The sequence below is a fragment of the Pseudomonas viridiflava genome (assembly GCF_900602065.1).
Taxonomy (GTDB): domain Bacteria; phylum Pseudomonadota; class Gammaproteobacteria; order Pseudomonadales; family Pseudomonadaceae; genus Aquipseudomonas.
Map to the genome: position 1 here is coordinate 221,026 of NZ_UWFN01000347.1, position 18,754 is coordinate 239,779.

Genomic DNA, 18,754 nt, shown 5'->3' on the forward strand with positions numbered 1-18,754 from the left:
TGGGGCGACTGACGCGTGAAGGAATCCAACTTGAGCGAACTTCTCAACCGCCGCCTGGCTTTGCTTAGCGAGCGCACTAATCTCTCCCTGCTGGAGCAGTGCCTGCACGGTATTGAGCGCGAATGCCTGCGCGTAACCGGCGATGCCCAGTTGGCGCAGACGCCGCATCCGCAAGCCTTGGGCGCGGCACTGACCAACGGGCAGATCACCACAGACTATTCCGAGTCACTGCTGGAGTTTATCACTCCTGCCTTGGCCAACCCGGTCGAAACTCTGGACAGCCTGGATAAAATCCACCGCTTTGCGTACAGCAAGCTGGGTAACGAGCTCCTCTGGAGCCCGTCGATGCCGTGTCCGCTGCCAGATGAAAAAGATATTCCGATTGCCTATTACGGCACCTCGAATATCGGCAAGCTGAAGTACGTCTATCGCAAAGGCCTGGCCCTGCGTTACGGCAAGACCATGCAATGCATTGCGGGCATCCATTACAACTTTTCGTTACCGGAAACTGTCTGGCCATTGCTTAAGCAAACCGAGGATTTCGAGGGCGATGCCCGCGACTATCAATCCCATGCTTACATCGGCCTGATCCGTAACTTCCGGCGCTACAGCTGGCTGCTGATGTACCTGTTTGGCGCATCACCTGCGCTGGATGCTGGTTTCCTGCGTGGCCGCGCCCACAAGCTTGAGCAGTTCGACGCAGACACGTTGTATCTGCCGTATGCAACCAGCCTGCGCATGAGCGACCTGGGTTATCAAAGCAATGCCCAGGCGGACCTGACGCCTTGCTATAACGATCTGATCAGCTACACGGACAGCCTGCGCAAAGCGGTGGCAACGCCGTACGCACCCTATGTTGAAGCAGGCACGCATAACGCCGAAGGCGAATGGGTCCAGCTCAACACCAACGTGTTGCAGATCGAAAACGAGTACTACTCTAATATCCGCCCCAAACGCGTGACCTATTCGGGTGAGCGCCCGATTCAGGCTTTGATGGCGCGAGGTGTGCAATACGTTGAAGTTCGCTGCCTGGACATCAACCCGTTCCTGCCAACGGGCATCGACCTGCAGCAAGCCCGTTTCGTCGACGCCTTCGTGTTGTACTGCGCTTTGCAGGAAAGCCCGCAACTGGCCAATAACGAATGCGGCAATGCTGCCTCCAACTTCCTGACCGTGGTCAAGGAAGGCCGTCGACCAGGGCTCAAGCTCAATCGCAATGACAGCACCATTGACCTGAAAGCCTGGGGCTCCGAGCTGCTGGAGAAGATCAAGCCAATCGCGCAGTTACTGGATCAGGCCCAAGGCACTGACGAACACGTCAAATCCATCGCGGCGCAACAAGCCAAGGTTGATGACGCGTCACTGACCCCATCGGCGAAGGTGCTGGCCAGCATGAAGCAGCACAACGAAGGCTTTACCGCGTTCTCACTGCGTCAAAGCCACGCGCATGCCGAATACTTCCGCAGCAACCCGCTCAGCGCTGAAGAGCAGGCGCACTTCGAAGCGCTGGCCAGCACTTCGATTGCGGAACAGGCAGAGCTGGAGCAAACCGAAGAGCAGGTGGATTTCGACACCTTCGTCGGCGCATATCAGGCGAGTATTTTGCGGATTAGTAACTGAGGTAGAAGCACTATCCCCTGAGATTCGCGGCAAACCAAACAATGACCTGTAGGAGTGAGCTTGCTCGCGATTGGATTTATCTTTCGATAAATTATCGTCTGACCTGACGCCATCGCGAGCAAGCTCACTCCTACAACATCGGTGTTTGCCGAGAATCCAGCTTTTACAACGCCTTCTCGAAAATCTTCGAATTACGCTGGAAGTTATAGAGTGACGCACGCGCAGCAGGCAGGCGGTCTACGCTGCTTGGCTCGAAACCGCGCTCGCGGAACCAGTGCGCCGTGCGCGTGGTGAGGACGAACAGAGTCTTCAAACCCAGTTCCCGAGCACGGGTTTCAATGCGCTCAAGCAACTCGTCACCACGCCCGCCATGGCGATATTCAGGGTTAACCGCCAGACATGCCAGCTCACCTGCTTGCGAGTCAGCTATCGGGTACAGTGCCGCACAGGCGATGATCAGCCCTTCGCGCTCAACCACACTGAACTGCTCGATCTCGCGCTCCAGAACTTCGCGGGAGCGGCGCACCAGAATGCCCTGCTCTTCCAGCGGCGTAATCAGATCCATCAAACCGCCGACGTCTTCAATAGCTGCTTCGCGGACCAGTTCGAATTGCTCCTGCGCAACCAGCGTACCGCCACCGTCGCGGGTGAACAGCTCGGTGAGCAGCGCGCCGTCTTCGACATAGCTGACGATATGGCTACGACCCACACCACCGCGACAGGCTTCAGCAGCAGCATCCAGCAATTCAGCCTGATAGTTGTAATTGCTGCCCAGACGCAGGATATGCGCAGGCACTTGCTGCGGACGTAGCTCGCGCACCAACCGACCCTGCTCGTCCATCAAGCCGCGCTCTTCACCGAACAGCAGCAGCTTGTCGGCACCCAGATCGATAGCAGTGCGGGTGGCGACGTCTTCGCAAGCGATGTTAAAAATCTCGCCGGTTGGCGAATAGCCGATTGGCGACAGCAGCACGATATGGCGCTCATCCAGCAGGCGGTTGATACCCTTGCGGTCGATCCGGCGGACTTCGCCGGTGTGCTGGTAATCCACGCCTTCCCATACGCCAATGGGCCGCGCAGTGACCAGATTGCCGCTGGTCACCCGCAGGCGTGACCCCTGCATCGGCGAAGCGGCCATGTCCATGGACAGACGCGCTTCGATGTCGAGGCGCAAGTGGCCGACAGCATCGATCACACAATCAAGGGTTGCCGCATCGGTGACGCGCAAATTGCGGTGGAACTGAGGCGTCAGGCCGCGTGCAGCCAGGCGGCTTTCGATTTGCGGGCGCGAGCCGTGAACCAGCACCAGACGCACGCCGAGACTGTGCAGCAGCACCAAGTCGTGGACGATATTGCCGAAGTTCGGATGCTCAACGCCATCACCGGGCAACATCACGACGAAGGTGCGTTCACGGTGGGCATTGATATAAGGAGACGCGTGGCGAAGCCAATTGACGTATTCGTGCATAACCTGAAGAGCCTGCTGATAAAAGGACGAAAGACAGAAACACTCACAACCGTGTGGTGGTTATCGTCGGAACAAGCATGGCTGCACGCGCACTCTCCTTATTTCTATCTCAGGCATGACCCGACTCATTGCGGGTTCAGGCAATAATGTTCAATCAACTGGCTTAACAGACGCACTGTAGGCTGCAAACGTGACATTTCAAGATACTCGCCCGGTTGGTGCGCACAGGCAATATCCCCAGGGCCCAACACCAGCGTTTCGCATCCCAGACGCTGAAAATAAGCGGCTTCGGTACCGAATGCTACTGCTTCGGCGCGATGCCCGGTAAGACGTTCGGCAACCCGCACCAGTTCCGCATCGGCGGCCTGCTCGAATGGCGGCGCCTCGGGAAACAAAGGCGCGTAGTCGATTTTGACCTGATGCAGTTCCGCCAGCGGTTCCAGCTTCTGACGGATCGCGGCGCGCAGCACGCTGGGGTCCATGCCCGGCAGCGGGCGCAGGTCGAACTCCAGGGAACACTGGCCGCAAATCCGGTTGGGGTTATCGCCACCGTGGATGCAACCGAAGTTCAGAGTTGGCGTTGGCACACTGAACTGCGGATTGCGGTATTCGAGCTGCCATTGTGTGCGCAGGCCCTTGAGTTCGCTGATTGCATCGTGCATCGCTTCCAGCGCGCTGTGTCCCAGGCTTGGGTCAGAAGAATGACCGCTGCGTCCGAGAATATCGATGCGCTCCATCATCACGCCTTTGTGCAGACGAATCGGCTGGAGGCCCGTCGGCTCACCGATCACGGCGGCCCGCCCCAAGGGACGTCCCGCCTCAGCCAACGCACGAGCGCCAGCCATGGAGCTTTCTTCGTCACAGGTAGCGAGAATCAACAACGGCTGCCTGAACGGCTTATCCAACAGTGGCCGGACGGCTTCGATAATCAATGCGAAGAAGCCCTTCATGTCACAACTGCCCAGCCCGACCCAGCGGTTATCGACTTCGGTCAGCTTCAGCGGATCAGTTTTCCACAGGGCCTCATCGAATGGCACCGTATCGCTGTGCCCGGCCAGCACCAACCCGCCAGGACCACTGCCGAAACTAGCCAGCAGATTGAACTTGCCCGGCGAAACCTGCTGGATATCGCAGGCAAAACCCAGATCGCCCAGCCAACCGGCCAGCAAATCAATCACCGCACGGTTGGACTGATCCAGTGAAGGCTGGGTGCAGCTCACCGAAGGCGCAGCAATCAACGCGGCGAATTGATCTTTCATAGACGGCAAGGGCATGTGCGATTCCTTTAACGGGAGAGCGTGCCGACCATCATAGGGCTATCGGGCGGTGGGAATAAACCGTTAAGGGCGGTTTGCCAGACATCTCACAGCGGCGGAGAAACGCAGAACCTGTGGGAGCGGTGCTTGCCCGCGATAAGGACGACGCGGATTATCTGACATACCGCGCCGCTATGATCGCGGGCAAGCACCGCTCCCACAGGGATGGCATTCCAGCCAACGGGATTTGATCCAGCCTGTTTACGACACATGTCCTGTACACTGCCCACCCTAAGTAGCCACGCAATAACCGGCTGCACCCCGTTTATCAGTAAAAGCGTCTGGATTCCCGGCCATGCAGAAAGAAACAGAAATCAAACTCCGCGTCAGCCGCGAAACCCTCGCTGCACTGCGCGATCACCCGCTGCTGAAGAAGCGCAACAAGAGCGGCTGGGAGAGCGTGGAGCTCTCCAATCAGTATTTCGACACGCCAGAACGCGACCTGGCCAACGCCAAGGTAGCCCTGCGCGTGCGTCGTGATGGCGATCAGATCATCCAGACCATGAAGACTCGCGGCCAAAGCGTTGCCGGGTTCTCCGAGCGTAACGAGTTCAACTGGGACCTGCCCAAGGCAAAGCTGGATCTGAAGAAACTCGACGGCGAATGCTGGCCTGAACAGTTGGCTGATCTGGACAAGAAAACCATCAAGCCACTGTTCACCACCGACTTCGTCCGCGAGCGCGCAGAAATCGCCTGGGGCCGCGGCAAGACCAAGGTTGTGATCGAAGCAGCACTGGATCTCGGCCACGTAGTGGCAGGCAAGCAGAAAGAAGAAATCTGCGAGCTGGAACTGGAATTGCGTGAAGGCGACCCATCCGCATTGCTGGAGCTGGCCGCTGAACTGGCCGTGACCTTGCCACTCATGCCGTGCGACATCAGCAAAGCCGAGCGTGGCTATCGTCTGCTGGACGCCAACAGCTATTCGCTGACGCTGCCTGCTCCGCAGTTCCACGCCGAAATGCCGCTGGATGACGCTTACGCCGCACTGGCCTTGCATTTGTTGGGCAGCAGCCAGCGTCTGGCCGAGCAATATCGCTTCAACGGCCACTGGCGCTTGCTTCAGGACTGGGTTGCGTTGCTCGCGGAGTTGCGCGCACTCACGGGCAGCCTCGGTCAGGCAGCACCACGCAGCACCAGCAGCGAACTGCGTTCCTCACTGGATGCCTTGCTGGAAGACTGGCGCCCGCTGGTTCAAGCTGGCCAGGAAGATGAGGATGTGCGTGGCGCAGCTCACGAGCAGTTCCTTGAAGAGCTGCAGGACCCGCGCTGGGGCCTGTTCTCGCTGACCACATCGCGTTGGTTGCTGGCACGTAGCTGGACGGTTGAACGCAATAACCGTGGCAATCGCCAAGGCGCAGCGCAACTGGATAGCTGGTTGCCGCGTTTTCTGGCCGATGAAGCCACGGCATTGCAGCTGGGTCGTTATCAGCAGCAGCCGGAAGATCTCGCTGAACAACTGCCGCGTATCGAGCGCATTCAGGCCTGGCTGCACCACGCCCGTGGCGCGCTGGATCTACCGGAGCTGGATCGTCTGTACGGCGAGCTGAACAAGCTGGTGCACCTGGCTGAACAGCCGATCAGTGATGAAGTGCTGGATGCTCGCGTACAACAGACCATCGTCGTGTTCCAGAGCCGTGCGTGGAAGACGCTGCTGCGCCTTTAAGCAAGCGTCCCGTAGGACCGGCTTGAGCCGGTCCTACGGGGAAGCGCGGTCTCTGTGGGAGCGAATTCATTCGCGAAGAGGCCCATACATCCCATACATATCTATCGCCTGACCAACCGTCTTCGCGAATAAATTCGCTCCCACAGGGAATGTGGTGCAGTCGTCTTAAGCCCCCTGCTCCACCGACCCGATAAAGTTCGCCAGTTCTGGCGTTCTCGGGTTAGCGAACAGAAACTTAGGATCGCCCACTTCGTGCACCTTGCCCTGGTGCATGAACACCAATTTATCTCCCACTTCCCGAGCAAAACGCATTTCATGGGTCACCATGATCAGCGTCATGCCGTCTTTCGCCAACTGGCGCACTACGCTCAACACTTCGTTGACCAGTTCCGGGTCCAGCGCCGAGGTGATTTCATCGCAGAGCAACACCTTGGGCGACATCGCCAGCGCACGAGCAATCGCCACGCGCTGCTGCTGACCACCTGACAGGCGATCAGGGAAGGCATCAAACTTCTCACCCAACCCGACACGCTCAAGCATCTCTTTGGCAATCTTCCGGGCTTCAGCTTTCGAAACCTTCTTCACCACCTGCGGGGCCAACATCACGTTCTCGCCAACACTCAAATGCGGAAACAGGTTGAACTGCTGGAAGACCATGCCGACTTTCTGCCGCAACGAGCGCAGGTCTGCGCGGGCTGCATCCAGGTATTCGCCATCAACTTCGATAACGCCGTCGTTGATCGACTCAAGCCCGTTCAACGTACGCAGCAGCGTACTTTTACCCGAGCCGCTACGGCCGATAATCGCCACCACCTGACCTTCTTCAACCGAGAGGTCGATGCCTTTGAGGACGTGATGGTCGCCGTAATATTTATGCAGCGCGGAAATTCTAAGCAGAGGCATGCAGTCTCCTTTCCAGGTAACGGGCACTGAGCGACAGGGGATAGCAGAGCATGAAGTAGCCCAGAGCAACGAAGCCATACACCATGAAGGGCTGGAACGTAGCGTTGGCGAGCATGCCGCCGGTTTTGGTCAATTCGGTAAAACCAATGATCGAGGTCACTGCGGTGCCTTTGACGACTTGCACCGAGAACCCGACTGTAGGCGCGACGGCAATGCGCAGCGCCTGAGGCAGAATCACGTAACGCAGTTGCTCTAGCGGCGTCATCGCCAGGCTGGCAGAGGCTTCCCACTGACCATTGGCGATCGATTCGACGCAACCGCGCCAGATTTCAGCCAGATACGCGCTGGTAAACAGCGTAAGGGCCAAGGCTGCCGCGGCCCACGGGGAAATATCAAAGCCCAGCAACGCCACACCGAAGAACACCAGAAACAGCTGCATCAACAGCGGAGTGCCCTGGAACAATTCGATGTAAATCTTGGCGATCACGCGTGGCGCATTAAGCTTGGCGATGCGCATGCACATGACCAGCAAGCCGATCACGCCACCACCCACGAACGCTACCAACGATAGCGCCAGCGTCCATTGCAGGCCGGTGAGCAAGTTGCGCACAACATCCCAGAGGGTGAAATCCATCAGCTTTTCCTCGAAATGTAGCGACGGCCGATCCAGGCCAGAAGCTGGCGAACCATCAGCGCCATAAAGAGGTAAATCAGTGTCGTGACGATGTACGTCTCGAAGGCGCGGAAATTACGCGACTGAATAAAGTTGGCGAAGAAGCTCAGCTCCTCGGTGGCAATCTGCGAACAGACCGCCGAACCGAGCATCACGATGATGATCTGGCTGCTCAGCGCGGGCCAGACCTTACCCAGCGCCGGAATCAGAACCACGTATCGAAAAGCCTCCATTCGCGTCATCGCCAGTGCGGCAGCCGCCTCAAGCTGGCCTTTGGGAATAGCCTGGATGCCTGCGCGGATAATCTCCGTCGAGTAAGCACCCAGATTGATCACCATGGCCAGAATCGCGGCCTGCCACTCGGAGATCTGCACGCCCAGAGACGGCAGCCCGAAGAAGATAAAGAACAACTGCACCAGGAACGGGGTGTTGCGTATCAGCTCGACATAAACCCCGAAAATCGCCGAGAACGGCTGAATTTTCCAGGCCCGCACGATGGCGCCGATGATACCCAGCCCGACCCCGAGCACAGTGCCAATGGCGGTCAACTCCAGGGTGAACAACGCCCCGCGCAATAGCAGATCGGCATTCTGCATGACCGGTACGAAGTCAAAGTTGTAAGCCATTGGCAGCCTCCGAAATCAGTAAACAGTTATCAGAGGTCAGCGGGCAGAGGCTGCTTGAGCCAGGTCTGAGAGTTCTTCTCCAGGGCGCCGTCTTTCTTGGCGGCATCAATGATTTCGTTGACCTTGGCCAGCAGCGCGCCCTGGTCCTTGTTAACACCCACATAAACCGGGGAATCCTTGAGTTTCACTTTCAGCTCAGGGATGCGCTTCGGGTTCTTCTCGCTAATCGCAACCATCACCACGTTCCCGCTGGCGATCAGGTCGGTCTGGCCAGCCAGGTACGCAGCGATGGTGGAGTTGTTGTCTTCAAAGCGTTTGATGGTCGCCTCTTTCGGCGCAACAGCAGTCAGCTCGATGTCTTCGATGGCACCGCGGGTCACGCTGATGGTTTTGCCTTTCAGATCGTCCAGACCTTTGATCGACGCATCAGGTGGACCGAATACGGCCAGGTAGAAAGGCGCGTAGGCCTTCGAGAAGTCGATGACTTTTTCGCGGTCAGGGTTCTTGCCGAGGCTGGAGATCACCAGATCCACCTTGCCAGTGGTCAGGTACGGAATACGGTTGGTGCTGTTGACCGGAGTCAGTTCCAGTTTGACCTTGAGCTGGTCAGCGATCAGCTTCGCGGTGTCGATGTCGAGGCCACGAGGCTTCATGTCCGGGCCCACCGAGCCGAACGGCGGGAAGTCCTGCGGAACCGCAACTTTCAACGTACCGCGTTTCACGACGTCGTCCAGACCATCGGCGTGGGCAGGTGCCTGGCTGAGCATGAGGCTGGCAAACAGGGCAGTAAGCAGAGCGCTGTAACGCTTGGTCATAGGAAGACTCCGTGGTGGACGACAGGTGTTTGTACGCAACCTCAGTGCACAGCCCATGCCATCCCATCATGCACAGCCATAAACCAAGGCTTTGCGCAGTATTTCGGTCTTACTGGTCTGACCAGTCATATCATTCGACGCCCTGCTTTGGCGCGCCCTGAGGCCCGGCCGCCCTAGGCTTGGGCGTCGCTTGCCGGATTGCACAGATGGTTATAAAAGGGACTTTTAGCGGACTGACTGGCCTGAACAGTGATATCCCATAGCCCACTAGCCGTACCCGAATCTGCCCTGAGGGCGATCCGTAAACTGATTGCCGAGCAAGGCTATATGCCGGGTGACAGCCTGCCGTCACAGCGTGATCTCGCGGTATTGCTTGGGGTCAGTCGTGCATCCTTGCGTGAGGCGTTGTCGTCGCTGAGCGCGCTTGGCGTGGTCAGCGTGCAGCCAGGCAAAGGCGTGTTCGTTCAAGCGATTTCTGAACCAGAAAAGCGCACAAGCGGTTTTTCCTGGCCTTTCGACGCACAGGTTTCACCGGCTGACACCTTTCAACTGCGTTATGCGCTGGAAGGCTTTGCTTCAGGGCTGGCTGCCGTGACCTTGACCGCCGACGAACGTGATGTGCTGGAGGACAACGTCGAAGCCATGCGCCTTGAACTGCGCGCCGGGGATTTCGAATCAGCGTCACGACTGGATTTCGAATTCCATCGGCACATCCTGATCGCCAGCGGTAATCAGGCGATGCTCGGCATCATCACAGCAGGGGCCGATATTTTTCTGGAGAGCCAGAAAATGCCCTTCATCCGCCCCTCAAGGGCCATGGAAACCTGGCAGGAGCACCGCAAGATCCTCCGCGCCCTCGCCCGCCATGCCTCGGGCCCTGCGCAAAAGGCCATGCACGAGCACATTCGCAACGCGGCACTACGGACCGGGATTGTGTTTGTTTCGCCAGCGAGCTAGCCCGTTAATCAGCATGAAGCGAACATTTGACTGTAGGAGCGAGCTTGCTCGCGATTCGGTCTACCAGTCGACTAATTTATCGCCTGACCTGACGCTATCGCCAGCAAGCTCGCTCCTACAGGTCCGTGTTCGCCGCGAGACAGCGCGGCGCCATGGCGGCGGACCAGAAACCCTCCCCCTATAACCAGATTCATGGACCTCTATAGCCAGACTCAATCAAAGCCGACTTCCTGAACGGGGCAAGGCCCGCTATGATGGGCCACGTTTTTTAGCCTACTAACTCGGAGAACTCCATGAGTAGCGACCTTATCAAGCATGTCAGCGACGCCAGCTTTGAAGCCGACGTCCTCAAGGCTGACGGTGCTGTACTAGTTGATTACTGGGCTGAGTGGTGTGGCCCGTGCAAAATGATTGCCCCGGTTCTGGACGAAATTGCCGAAACCTACAAAGGCAAACTGACCATCGCCAAACTGAACATCGACGAGAATCAGGAAACTCCAGCCAAGCATGGCGTGCGTGGTATCCCGACTCTGATGCTGTTCAAAAATGGCAACGTCGAGGCCACCAAGGTTGGTGCGCTGTCGAAGTCTCAGTTGGCAGCGTTCCTGGACGCCAACATCTGATGCGCCAAAGCCCTGCAAATTGCGGGGCTTTTTTTCGGCCGTCGTACTAGACGGCCTGAAAATCAAGTGGTACATTCGGCCCCGCAACGGCTTCTCCGTTGCCCCCTGCTAGCCGTCGCCGACGCTCTCCTTTCGATTTAGTACGCGATCCTGTCGCCTTCTCTGCGGCGCGGCCTCATTAAGCCCAACAGCTTAATTTTTCCCCTCCCTACATGATTACGTCATTCCCCTATGAATCTGACTGAACTCAAGCAAAAGCCGATTACCGATCTGCTCGAAATGGCCGAACAGATGGGCATAGAAAATATGGCCCGTTCGCGCAAGCAGGATGTGATTTTCTCCCTGCTGAAAAAGCACGCCAAAAGCGGCGAGGAAATTTCCGGTGATGGCGTGCTGGAGATCCTCCAGGACGGCTTCGGTTTCCTGCGCTCCGCAGACGCTTCCTATCTCGCCGGCCCAGACGATATCTATGTCTCGCCGAGCCAGATCCGCCGCTTCAACCTGCGCACCGGCGACACTATTGTCGGCAAGATCCGTCCACCGAAAGAAGGCGAACGTTATTTCGCACTGCTCAAGGTCGACACGATCAACTACGACCGCCCGGAAAACGCGAAGAACAAGATCCTCTTCGAAAACCTGACGCCGTTGTTCCCGAACGTGCGCATGAAAATGGAAGCCGGTAACGGCTCCACCGAAGACCTGACCGGCCGCGTGATCGATCTTTGCGCGCCAATCGGTAAAGGTCAGCGCGGTCTGATCGTTGCTCCGCCAAAAGCGGGCAAAACCATCATGCTGCAAAACATCGCGTCGAACATCACGCGTAACAACCCGGAAGTGCATCTGATCGTTCTGCTGATCGACGAGCGCCCGGAAGAAGTAACCGAAATGCAACGCACCGTGCGCGGCGAAGTGGTTGCCTCGACGTTCGATGAGCCGCCAACCCGTCACGTACAGGTTGCTGAAATGGTGATCGAGAAGGCCAAGCGCCTGGTCGAACACAAAAAAGACGTGGTGATCCTGCTCGACTCCATCACCCGTCTGGCTCGCGCCTACAACACCGTGATCCCAAGCTCCGGCAAGGTACTGACTGGTGGTGTCGATGCCCACGCCCTGGAGAAACCGAAACGTTTCTTCGGCGCAGCGCGGAACATCGAAGAAGGCGGCTCGCTGACCATTATCGCCACCGCGCTGGTTGAAACCGGCTCGAAGATGGACGAAGTGATCTACGAGGAATTCAAAGGCACCGGCAACATGGAGCTGCCTCTGGATCGCAAGATCGCTGAGAAGCGTGTGTTCCCGGCGATCAACATCAACCGTTCCGGCACCCGCCGTGAAGAGTTGCTGACCGCTGATGACGAGCTGCAACGCATGTGGATCCTGCGCAAACTGCTGCACCCGATGGACGAAGTCGCTGCTATCGAGTTCCTGATCGACAAGCTGAAGCAGACCAAGACCAACGACGAGTTCTTCCTGTCGATGAAACGCAAGTAACAGGCAGAACCGCAGCACAAAAAATGGCGCCCTCACCGGCGCCATTTTTTATTCTGAAACAGCGCTAAATCCCTGTGGGAGCGGTGCTTGCCCGCGACAAGAACACCGCGGTTTTTAATTGGAATCGAGTCCAGCCTTATCGCGGGCAAGCACCGCTCCCACAGGAGACATACCCACCTCAGCACTTCAAAGCTGCCACGAACTCTAAGAGCAGGTACGATACGAACCTATTTTATCGGTGGCCGGGTTAATGAAATTCAAGGATCTACGGGATTTCGTGCAGCAGCTTGAGCAGCGCGGAGAGTTGAAACGCATTCAGATGCCCATTTCCCCAGTACTGGAAATGACCGAAATCTGTGATCGGACCTTGCGCGCCAAGGGCCCGGCCCTGCTGTTCGAAAAGCCGGTGGGCTTTGATATTCCGGTGCTAGGCAACCTGTTCGGTACGCCGGAACGAGTGGCCATGGGCATGGGCGCCGAAGAAGTCAGCGAACTGCGGGAAATCGGCAAGCTGCTGGCCTTCCTCAAAGAGCCCGAGCCACCAAAAGGCTTGAAAGACGCCTGGTCCAAGCTGCCGATTTTCAAGAAAGTCATCTCCATGGCACCCAAGGTCGTCAAAGACGCACCTTGCCAGGAGATCGTCATCGAAGGTGATGACGTAGATCTGGGCATGCTGCCGGTGCAGACGTGCTGGCCTGGCGACGTTGGCCCGCTGATCACCTGGGGCCTGACCGTCACCCGCGGTCCGAATAAAGAACGGCAGAACCTGGGCATCTATCGCCAGCAAGTCATCGGCCGCAACAAAGTCATCATGCGCTGGTTGAGCCATCGTGGCGGCGCGCTGGACTTTAAGGAATGGTGCATCAAGCACCCAGGTGAGCCATTCCCGGTATCCGTTGCCTTGGGCGCGGACCCGGCAACCATTCTCGGCGCAGTGACGCCGGTGCCTGACAGCCTCTCCGAGTACGCGTTCGCAGGCTTGCTGCGCGGCAACCGCACCGAGCTGATCAAGTGCCGTGGCAACAACCTGCAAGTGCCCGCCAGCGCAGAAATCGTTCTGGAAGGCGTGATCCACCCTGGCGAAATGGCCGATGAAGGCCCGTATGGCGATCACACCGGCTATTACAACGAAGTCGACAGCTTCCCGGTGTTCACCGTAGAGCGCATCACCCACCGCATCAAGCCGATTTATCACAGCACCTACACAGGCCGCCCACCTGATGAGCCTGCGATTCTCGGCGTCGCGTTGAACGAAGTGTTCGTACCGATCCTCCAAAAGCAGTTCCCGGAAATCACCGACTTCTACCTGCCGCCTGAAGGCTGCTCGTACCGGATGGCGGTGGTGACCATGAAGAAGCAGTACCCCGGCCACGCCAAGCGCGTGATGCTCGGTGTATGGTCGTTTTTGCGACAGTTCATGTACACCAAGTTCGTTATCGTCACTGACGACGACATCAATGCCAGGGACTGGAACGACGTGATCTGGGCCATTACCACGCGAATGGACCCCAAGCGCGACACGGTAATGATCGAAAATACGCCGATCGATTATCTCGATTTCGCCTCACCGGTCTCCGGGCTGGGTTCGAAAATGGGACTGGATGCAACGCACAAATGGCCGGGCGAGACCACGCGTGAGTGGGGTCGGGTTATCGTCAAGGACGAAGCTGTTACACGTCGGGTCGACGAAATCTGGAATCAGTTGGGAATAGATTGATGCGCGTAACTTTGCAGCCTTCGGGTGCGGTGCTGGAAACCTTACCCGGCGAGCGGATCCTCGATGCGGCTCAACGGCTGGGTTATGAGTGCCCGCAAAGCTGTCGTAATGGCAATTGCCACGTGTGCTCTGCCCTGTTGGTGCAAGGGCGCGTGAAGCAGGCCGACGAAGAGCTGACCCACGGCGAGATCTATACCTGTCTCGCAGAACCGCTGGAAGACTGCGAAGTGCTGTGGGACGGTGTGCTCGCCTTGGGTGAACTACCCGTGCGCACGCTTGCCTGCCAGTTGAGCGAATGCGTGGAAGTGGGCGGCGATGTATGGCGGGTCGGCTTGCGTGCTCCTGCTGGCAAGCCACCGCGTTATCACGCAGGTCAGTACTTGATGATCCACAAGGACAGCGGCGAGAAGTCGGCGTTCTCGCTGGCTTCGGCACCCCACAGCGGTCGCGACCTGGAAATGCACGTACTGGTCCGCGAAGCCAGCGCACAAAGCCTGATCGAGCAACTGCAACGCAATCAGATGGCCAGGATTGAGCTGCCATTCGGCGACACTCATCTGGCCGACCTGCCCGACGGCCCGCTGGTGCTGATCGCAGCCGGTACCGGTATGGCGCAGATGCACAGCCTGATCGAACACTGCCGTGCCAAAGGCTTTAGCCACCCGGTGCACTTGTACTGGGGGGCGCGCCGCCCGGACGATTTCTACGAAATCAAACATTGGGAAGAGTGGAAAAAGCTGCCCAACCTGTTCCTTCACAAGGTAGTCAGCGACCTGTGTGGCTGGGAAGGACGTTGCGGCCTGCTGCATGAAGCCGTTTGCGAAGACATTCACGACCTGTCGGCAGTGCATGTCTATGCCAGCGGCTCCCCCGCCATGATTTATGGCACCCTCGACGCGCTGGTCAGCGCCGGGATGGATGCCCATCAAATGCGTGCGGACGTATTCGCCTACGCTCCACGACCCTGATCAAGACGCTGTCAAAAGCGAAAACCCACGTTGAGCATCGCAGCGGAGGCTCCCAACAGGATGACCTCCGCGTTGACCGGCCCTAGATGAACCCCTATCCCAGGGATAACCACCGGGGCTATACCGTAGCGATTCAACGGAATCTTGTCGCGGTACTCACCCCGATAGCCGTGCAGCAACCCGCCCGTCACCTTCACATAGACCGGATAGCGGCTGCTGTCGAAGCGTTTCCCCACATAGCCATAAACAGAGCGTTGGGCAAACGAATTACGGAAGGTTGCCCCGCCATAAACCAGCCCTGAAGCCTCGTTGCGTTCCAGACCAATCAGACTTTGACGATTATTGTGCTCCGGCGCGGGAGAGAAATGCCGGGTGTAAACACTGGTCTGGATGACCCAAAAGCCCTGCTGCGGCTTGTCGGCCCTAACCTGAGCGGCGAAGGCCCACAGCGCCAGACAAAGCGCCAGCTTGATGATTGATCCCACTTTCAGACTCCGAGCTTTCGCTTAATACATTCCAAGGCTCGGCGTTATACAGCGCACATCAAGGGCTCAATAGTTGAAAAGTCCTGCCGTTATGTAGGAATGGTCCTTGAATTAAACATGGACGCTTATCGGGAAGTCCGAGCGATCCGCCAACAGGTAACTTGCATGGATTGCTAATTGCATTAAAGATATCGAATCGTTTCAGCAGTGAAACGGCTTGCCAGCGCCTGAAAACGAAACCTGGCAGACACTGGCCAAGTCACGTCGTCCGCCCCGTCACTGCGTTCACCACACAAGATCCGCTACAACTGGCAGCGTAACGGCCAGGGGAGCCCGAATGGAGAATCAAATCAATAGCTTGTCAGCGGCCGTACACGACGGTCTCGGGCTGACGTATCCGCCCGTCATCGATCTGGGTCCACAACTGACCCGCGAGCAACTGATGCTCTCGATGAAACAAACCATGCAACGTCACGAAGGAGGGCCCGTCTGGCTGTTTGCTTACGGGTCATTAATCTGGCGGCCCGAATGCACCGCCGTCGAGCGCCAGCGCGGCCGTATTCATGGCTACCATCGCGGTTTGTACCTGTGGTCTCACGAACATCGTGGTACCCCGGAAATGCCCGGACTGGTGTTTGGCCTTGATCGCGGCGGCTCATGCAGCGGCTTTGCTTACCGCTTGCCGGAAGACAATCTTGAAGAATCGCTGCTGGCCCTGTGGCAGCGCGAAATGCCCTTCCCTTCCTACCGCCCACATTGGCTGAGCTGCCGCCTTGCAGATGGACGCCGGGTTCAAGCGCTCGGATTCGTGCTGGAGCGGCACTTGCCAAGTTACGCAGGCAACCTGCCGGACAGCGTACTCAGTCAGGTGCTGGCCAGCGCCAGCGGCCGCTACGGCACCACACGCGACTACGTCGAACAAACCGCCAACGCACTGCGCAGCCACGCCATGCCGGATTTGAATCTGGAAGCGCGGTTGAAGCGGTGTTGGGTTGAGGAGCAGGGGGTGTGACAAGCATTGAACTTGTGGGAGCAGGGCTTGCCCGCGATAAGGCTGGACGCAGTTCACTTTGAATCGCGTCCAGCCTTATCGCGGGCAAGCCCTGCTCCCACAGGAACTACAACACTCTGTGGGGCCGACCGGCCCTGACGACAATATCGAGCCGTACTCTTAGCGACTCGTGCTCTCAACCTGCTTGTGCCACAACGTCGGCAGCAAGAAGACGATAGACAGCACGCAGGCACCGATCAGCAGGACAAAACCACCATCCCAGCCGAAGTGGTCAACGGTGTAGCCCATGGCGGCGCTGGCCGCAACCGAGCCACCCAGATAGCCGAACAGGCCAGTGAAGCCCGCCGCCGTACCCGCAGCCTTTTTCGGTACCAGTTCCAGCGCCTGCAGGCCGATCAGCATGACCGGGCCGTAGATCAGGAAGCCGATGGAAACCAGCGCGATCATGTCAACGGTCGGGTTGCCCGGCGGGTTCAGCCAGTAAACCAGCGTCGCGACGGTCACCAGGACCATGAACACTACGCCTGTCAGGCCACGGTTACCTTTGAAGATCTTGTCCGACATCCAGCCGCACAGCAGCGTGCCTGGAATACCCGCCCACTCGTAAAGGAAGTAAGCCCACGAAGTCTTGTCGACGGTGAAGTGCTTGGCTTCTTTCAGGTAAGTGGGTGCCCAGTCCAGCACACCGTAACGCAGCAGATAAACGAACACGTTCGCCAGAGCGATGTACCAGAGCATCTTGTTGCGCAGCACGTACTTGACGAAGATTTCCTTGGCGGAAAACTCTTCTTCGTGGCTGGAATCGTAGCCTTCAGGATAATCGTTCTTGTAGACCTCGATTGGCGGCAAACCCACCGATTGCGGAGTGTCACGCATGGTTGCAAACGCAAACACCGCCACCAGCAAAGCAACTGCTGCCGGCACGTAAAACGCCGCATGCCAGTCGTTGGTCCAGCCCATACCCAACAGGAACAGCGGGCCAATCAGACCACCACCCACGTTGTGCGCAACGTTCCACACGGAAACCACGCCGCCGCGCTCTTTCTGCGACCACCAGTGCACCATGGTCCGCCCGCTAGGCGGCCAGCCCATGCCCTGCGCCCAACCGTTGATGAACAACAGGATGAACATGATCGTCACACTGGACGTAGCCCAGGGCGCGAAACCGAACACGAACATGACGCCCGCTGAAACCAGCAGACCAAAGGGCAGGAAGTACCGTGGATTGGAGCGGTCGGAAATGATGCCCATCAGGAACTTGGACAAACCGTACGCAATAGCAATCGCAGACATCGCCACACCCAGCTGTCCACGGGTGTAACCCTCGTCGATCAGGTAAGGCATTGCCAGCGAGAAGTTTTTACGAAGCAGGTAGTAACCGGCGTAGCCGATAAAGATACCTGCGAAAATCTGCCAGCGCAGACGTCGGTAGGTACTGTCGACCTTTTCTTCAGGCAGGGGTGCCTGATGTGCGGCGGGACGGAAGAAAGCAAACATCGAGACACTCCATTTTTTGTTTTTCTGCGCGAAAGCGAATATTACATTTTCATTACAGAAAAAAGCACTGTTTCTCGTCTGAGAATTTGCAGGAAATGTGGAGTGGTGCGTGTTGTTTTATGAACATGTCGCGAAGGTATGACCGGATGCACCTTATTTAGGATCACTCCTACAGCCGTATCGGAAGTCACCGGGTTCTGTTCCCCCACGGCGGCCGCCTACCATCGCAGCCTGCTGGGCCAACCCGGGTCCATCACCGCTAGAGGTAAGTCGTGAGGTTATTTTTATTCATTTTGATTGGCTGGTTTTCCACTGCAGCCTCGGCAGGCGACACCCTGCTCATTCCTGTCTCCAGGCCCAACCCTGAATATCCTCAGGAGCTGGTGAAATCACGTTACACGGGCAAAGTTCTGATAAACCTGACCATCAGCGCTCTCGGCACAGTTCAAGGCACACGAATCATCGAGAGCAGTCATCCCAAGCTGTCCGAGGCAGCCCTGCACGCCATCGTGAAGTGGCGCTATCAGCCATGGGAGGTTGCTGAAGGCAAACCGGGCAACCTCAGCATCATCGTCCCGATTCTCTTCGGTGCTCGCGGCATTGAGCCGTTTTCGAAAGAGATAACCGTTGGCCTGGAAAATACGCTCTGCGCCTACCTCAACCACGAGGTCAAGATCAGCAAGCTCGATTACCCGAAGGATCCTTTGAACAAGATTGACGTTTTCTGGCACACCCGCCAGCACCTTGCTGGAAGTTATACGGCTTATCACGTACCAGAGCCGAAGAAGCGCGCAGCTTTGTTTGCAGAGCTTGAGAGCTCCATTCCACGCATCATCAAGGAATGCAGGCGAAATCCGGATACTCGCTATGCGGATTACTTACCTCAGCAGATTCGGGCGCTGCTGTGATCGCCGGGCCAA

Annotated in this window: 17 protein-coding genes; 9 read left to right on the plus strand and 8 right to left on the minus strand. The window is 57.7% G+C overall.

Annotated features, from left to right (window positions below; all coding sequences use genetic code 11):
- The first annotated feature begins 30 nt into the window (after nucleotides 1–30).
- Complete coding sequence (gene gshA, locus EE949_RS26725) at nucleotides 31–1,620, plus strand: glutamate--cysteine ligase (protein ID WP_122667039.1); 1,590 nt, start codon at nucleotides 31–33, stop codon at nucleotides 1,618–1,620.
- A 163-nt stretch (nucleotides 1,621–1,783) separates the two neighbouring features.
- Here gshA and argA read toward each other — a convergent pair whose 3' ends face one another.
- Together argA and argE are read right to left on the minus strand one after the other, a co-directional pair.
- Nucleotides 1,784–3,088 carry an amino-acid N-acetyltransferase gene (argA, locus tag EE949_RS26730; RefSeq protein ID WP_122667040.1) on the minus strand — a complete coding sequence of 435 codons (1,305 nt, stop codon included), beginning with the start codon at nucleotides 3,086–3,088 and terminating at the stop codon, nucleotides 1,784–1,786.
- Between the two features lie 125 nt (nucleotides 3,089–3,213).
- Nucleotides 3,214–4,362, minus strand: coding sequence for an acetylornithine deacetylase (gene argE / locus EE949_RS26735; RefSeq protein WP_122667041.1), 1,149 nt, complete (start codon nucleotides 4,360–4,362; stop codon nucleotides 3,214–3,216).
- 337 nt (nucleotides 4,363–4,699) lie between these two features.
- Here argE and EE949_RS26740 point away from each other — a divergent pair, with 337 nt between their 5' ends.
- Entirely contained in the window at nucleotides 4,700–6,067 is a 1,368-nt protein-coding gene (locus EE949_RS26740; RefSeq protein ID WP_122667042.1) for an inorganic triphosphatase, read from the plus strand.
- Nucleotides 6,068–6,232: 165 nt separating this feature from the next.
- Here the strand turns inward: EE949_RS26740 and EE949_RS26745 are convergent, their stop codons facing one another.
- Genes EE949_RS26745 through EE949_RS26760 form a run of 4 tightly spaced genes read right to left on the minus strand, consistent with a single transcriptional unit; the run spans nucleotide 6,233 to nucleotide 9,084 of the window.
- Complete coding sequence (locus tag EE949_RS26745; protein ID WP_122667043.1) at nucleotides 6,233–6,970, minus strand: amino acid ABC transporter ATP-binding protein; 738 nt, start codon at nucleotides 6,968–6,970, stop codon at nucleotides 6,233–6,235.
- The gene (locus EE949_RS26750) at nucleotides 6,957–7,607 is read right to left on the minus strand and encodes an amino acid ABC transporter permease (protein WP_205504751.1); all 651 of its coding nucleotides are present in this window, start codon (nucleotides 7,605–7,607) and stop codon (nucleotides 6,957–6,959) included. The genes EE949_RS26745 and EE949_RS26750 overlap by 14 nt, the downstream gene beginning before the upstream one ends.
- Nucleotides 7,604–8,269, minus strand: coding sequence for an amino acid ABC transporter permease (locus EE949_RS26755; RefSeq protein ID WP_122667045.1), 666 nt, complete (start codon nucleotides 8,267–8,269; stop codon nucleotides 7,604–7,606). Before EE949_RS26755 ends, EE949_RS26750 begins: the two co-directional genes overlap by 4 nt.
- A 29-nt stretch (nucleotides 8,270–8,298) precedes the next feature.
- Nucleotides 8,299–9,084 carry a transporter substrate-binding domain-containing protein gene (locus EE949_RS26760; RefSeq protein ID WP_122667046.1) on the minus strand — a complete coding sequence of 262 codons (786 nt, stop codon included), beginning with the start codon at nucleotides 9,082–9,084 and terminating at the stop codon, nucleotides 8,299–8,301.
- 252 nt (nucleotides 9,085–9,336) lie between these two features.
- Here EE949_RS26760 and EE949_RS26765 point away from each other — a divergent pair, with 252 nt between their 5' ends.
- From EE949_RS26765 to EE949_RS26785, 5 genes are all read left to right on the plus strand, one after another.
- Entirely contained in the window at nucleotides 9,337–10,041 is a 705-nt protein-coding gene (locus EE949_RS26765) for a FadR/GntR family transcriptional regulator (protein WP_122667090.1), read from the plus strand.
- A gap of 293 nt (nucleotides 10,042–10,334) precedes the next feature.
- The gene (gene trxA / locus EE949_RS26770; RefSeq protein ID WP_005792406.1) at nucleotides 10,335–10,664 is read left to right on the plus strand and encodes a thioredoxin TrxA; all 330 of its coding nucleotides are present in this window, start codon (nucleotides 10,335–10,337) and stop codon (nucleotides 10,662–10,664) included.
- A 231-nt stretch (nucleotides 10,665–10,895) separates the two neighbouring features.
- Nucleotides 10,896–12,155 (plus strand): transcription termination factor Rho, encoded by a 1,260-nt coding sequence (gene rho / locus EE949_RS26775; RefSeq protein WP_024689162.1) that lies wholly within the window; start codon nucleotides 10,896–10,898, stop codon nucleotides 12,153–12,155.
- 250 nt (nucleotides 12,156–12,405) lie between these two features.
- The gene (gene ubiD, locus EE949_RS26780; RefSeq protein WP_122667047.1) at nucleotides 12,406–13,872 is read left to right on the plus strand and encodes a 4-hydroxy-3-polyprenylbenzoate decarboxylase; all 1,467 of its coding nucleotides are present in this window, start codon (nucleotides 12,406–12,408) and stop codon (nucleotides 13,870–13,872) included.
- Nucleotides 13,872–14,840 (plus strand): CDP-6-deoxy-delta-3,4-glucoseen reductase, encoded by a 969-nt coding sequence (locus EE949_RS26785; protein ID WP_122667048.1) that lies wholly within the window; start codon nucleotides 13,872–13,874, stop codon nucleotides 14,838–14,840. The genes ubiD and EE949_RS26785 overlap by 1 nt, the downstream gene beginning before the upstream one ends.
- Before the next feature lie 11 nt (nucleotides 14,841–14,851).
- Here the strand turns inward: EE949_RS26785 and EE949_RS26790 are convergent, their stop codons facing one another.
- Complete coding sequence (locus EE949_RS26790) at nucleotides 14,852–15,307, minus strand: sn-glycerol-3-phosphate transporter (RefSeq protein WP_275898965.1); 456 nt, start codon at nucleotides 15,305–15,307, stop codon at nucleotides 14,852–14,854.
- Nucleotides 15,308–15,662: 355 nt separating this feature from the next.
- Here EE949_RS26790 and EE949_RS26795 point away from each other — a divergent pair, with 355 nt between their 5' ends.
- Nucleotides 15,663–16,337 carry a gamma-glutamylcyclotransferase gene (locus EE949_RS26795; protein ID WP_122667049.1) on the plus strand — a complete coding sequence of 225 codons (675 nt, stop codon included), beginning with the start codon at nucleotides 15,663–15,665 and terminating at the stop codon, nucleotides 16,335–16,337.
- 159 nt (nucleotides 16,338–16,496) lie between these two features.
- Here EE949_RS26795 and glpT read toward each other — a convergent pair whose 3' ends face one another.
- Complete coding sequence (glpT, locus tag EE949_RS26800; protein WP_122667050.1) at nucleotides 16,497–17,834, minus strand: glycerol-3-phosphate transporter; 1,338 nt, start codon at nucleotides 17,832–17,834, stop codon at nucleotides 16,497–16,499.
- Between the two features lie 272 nt (nucleotides 17,835–18,106).
- Between glpT and EE949_RS26805 the strand changes: the two genes are divergently transcribed.
- On the plus strand, nucleotides 18,107–18,742 hold the full coding sequence (locus tag EE949_RS26805; protein ID WP_122667051.1) for an energy transducer TonB: 636 nt from the start codon (nucleotides 18,107–18,109) through the stop codon (nucleotides 18,740–18,742).
- The last annotated feature ends 12 nt before the right edge of the window (nucleotides 18,743–18,754 follow it).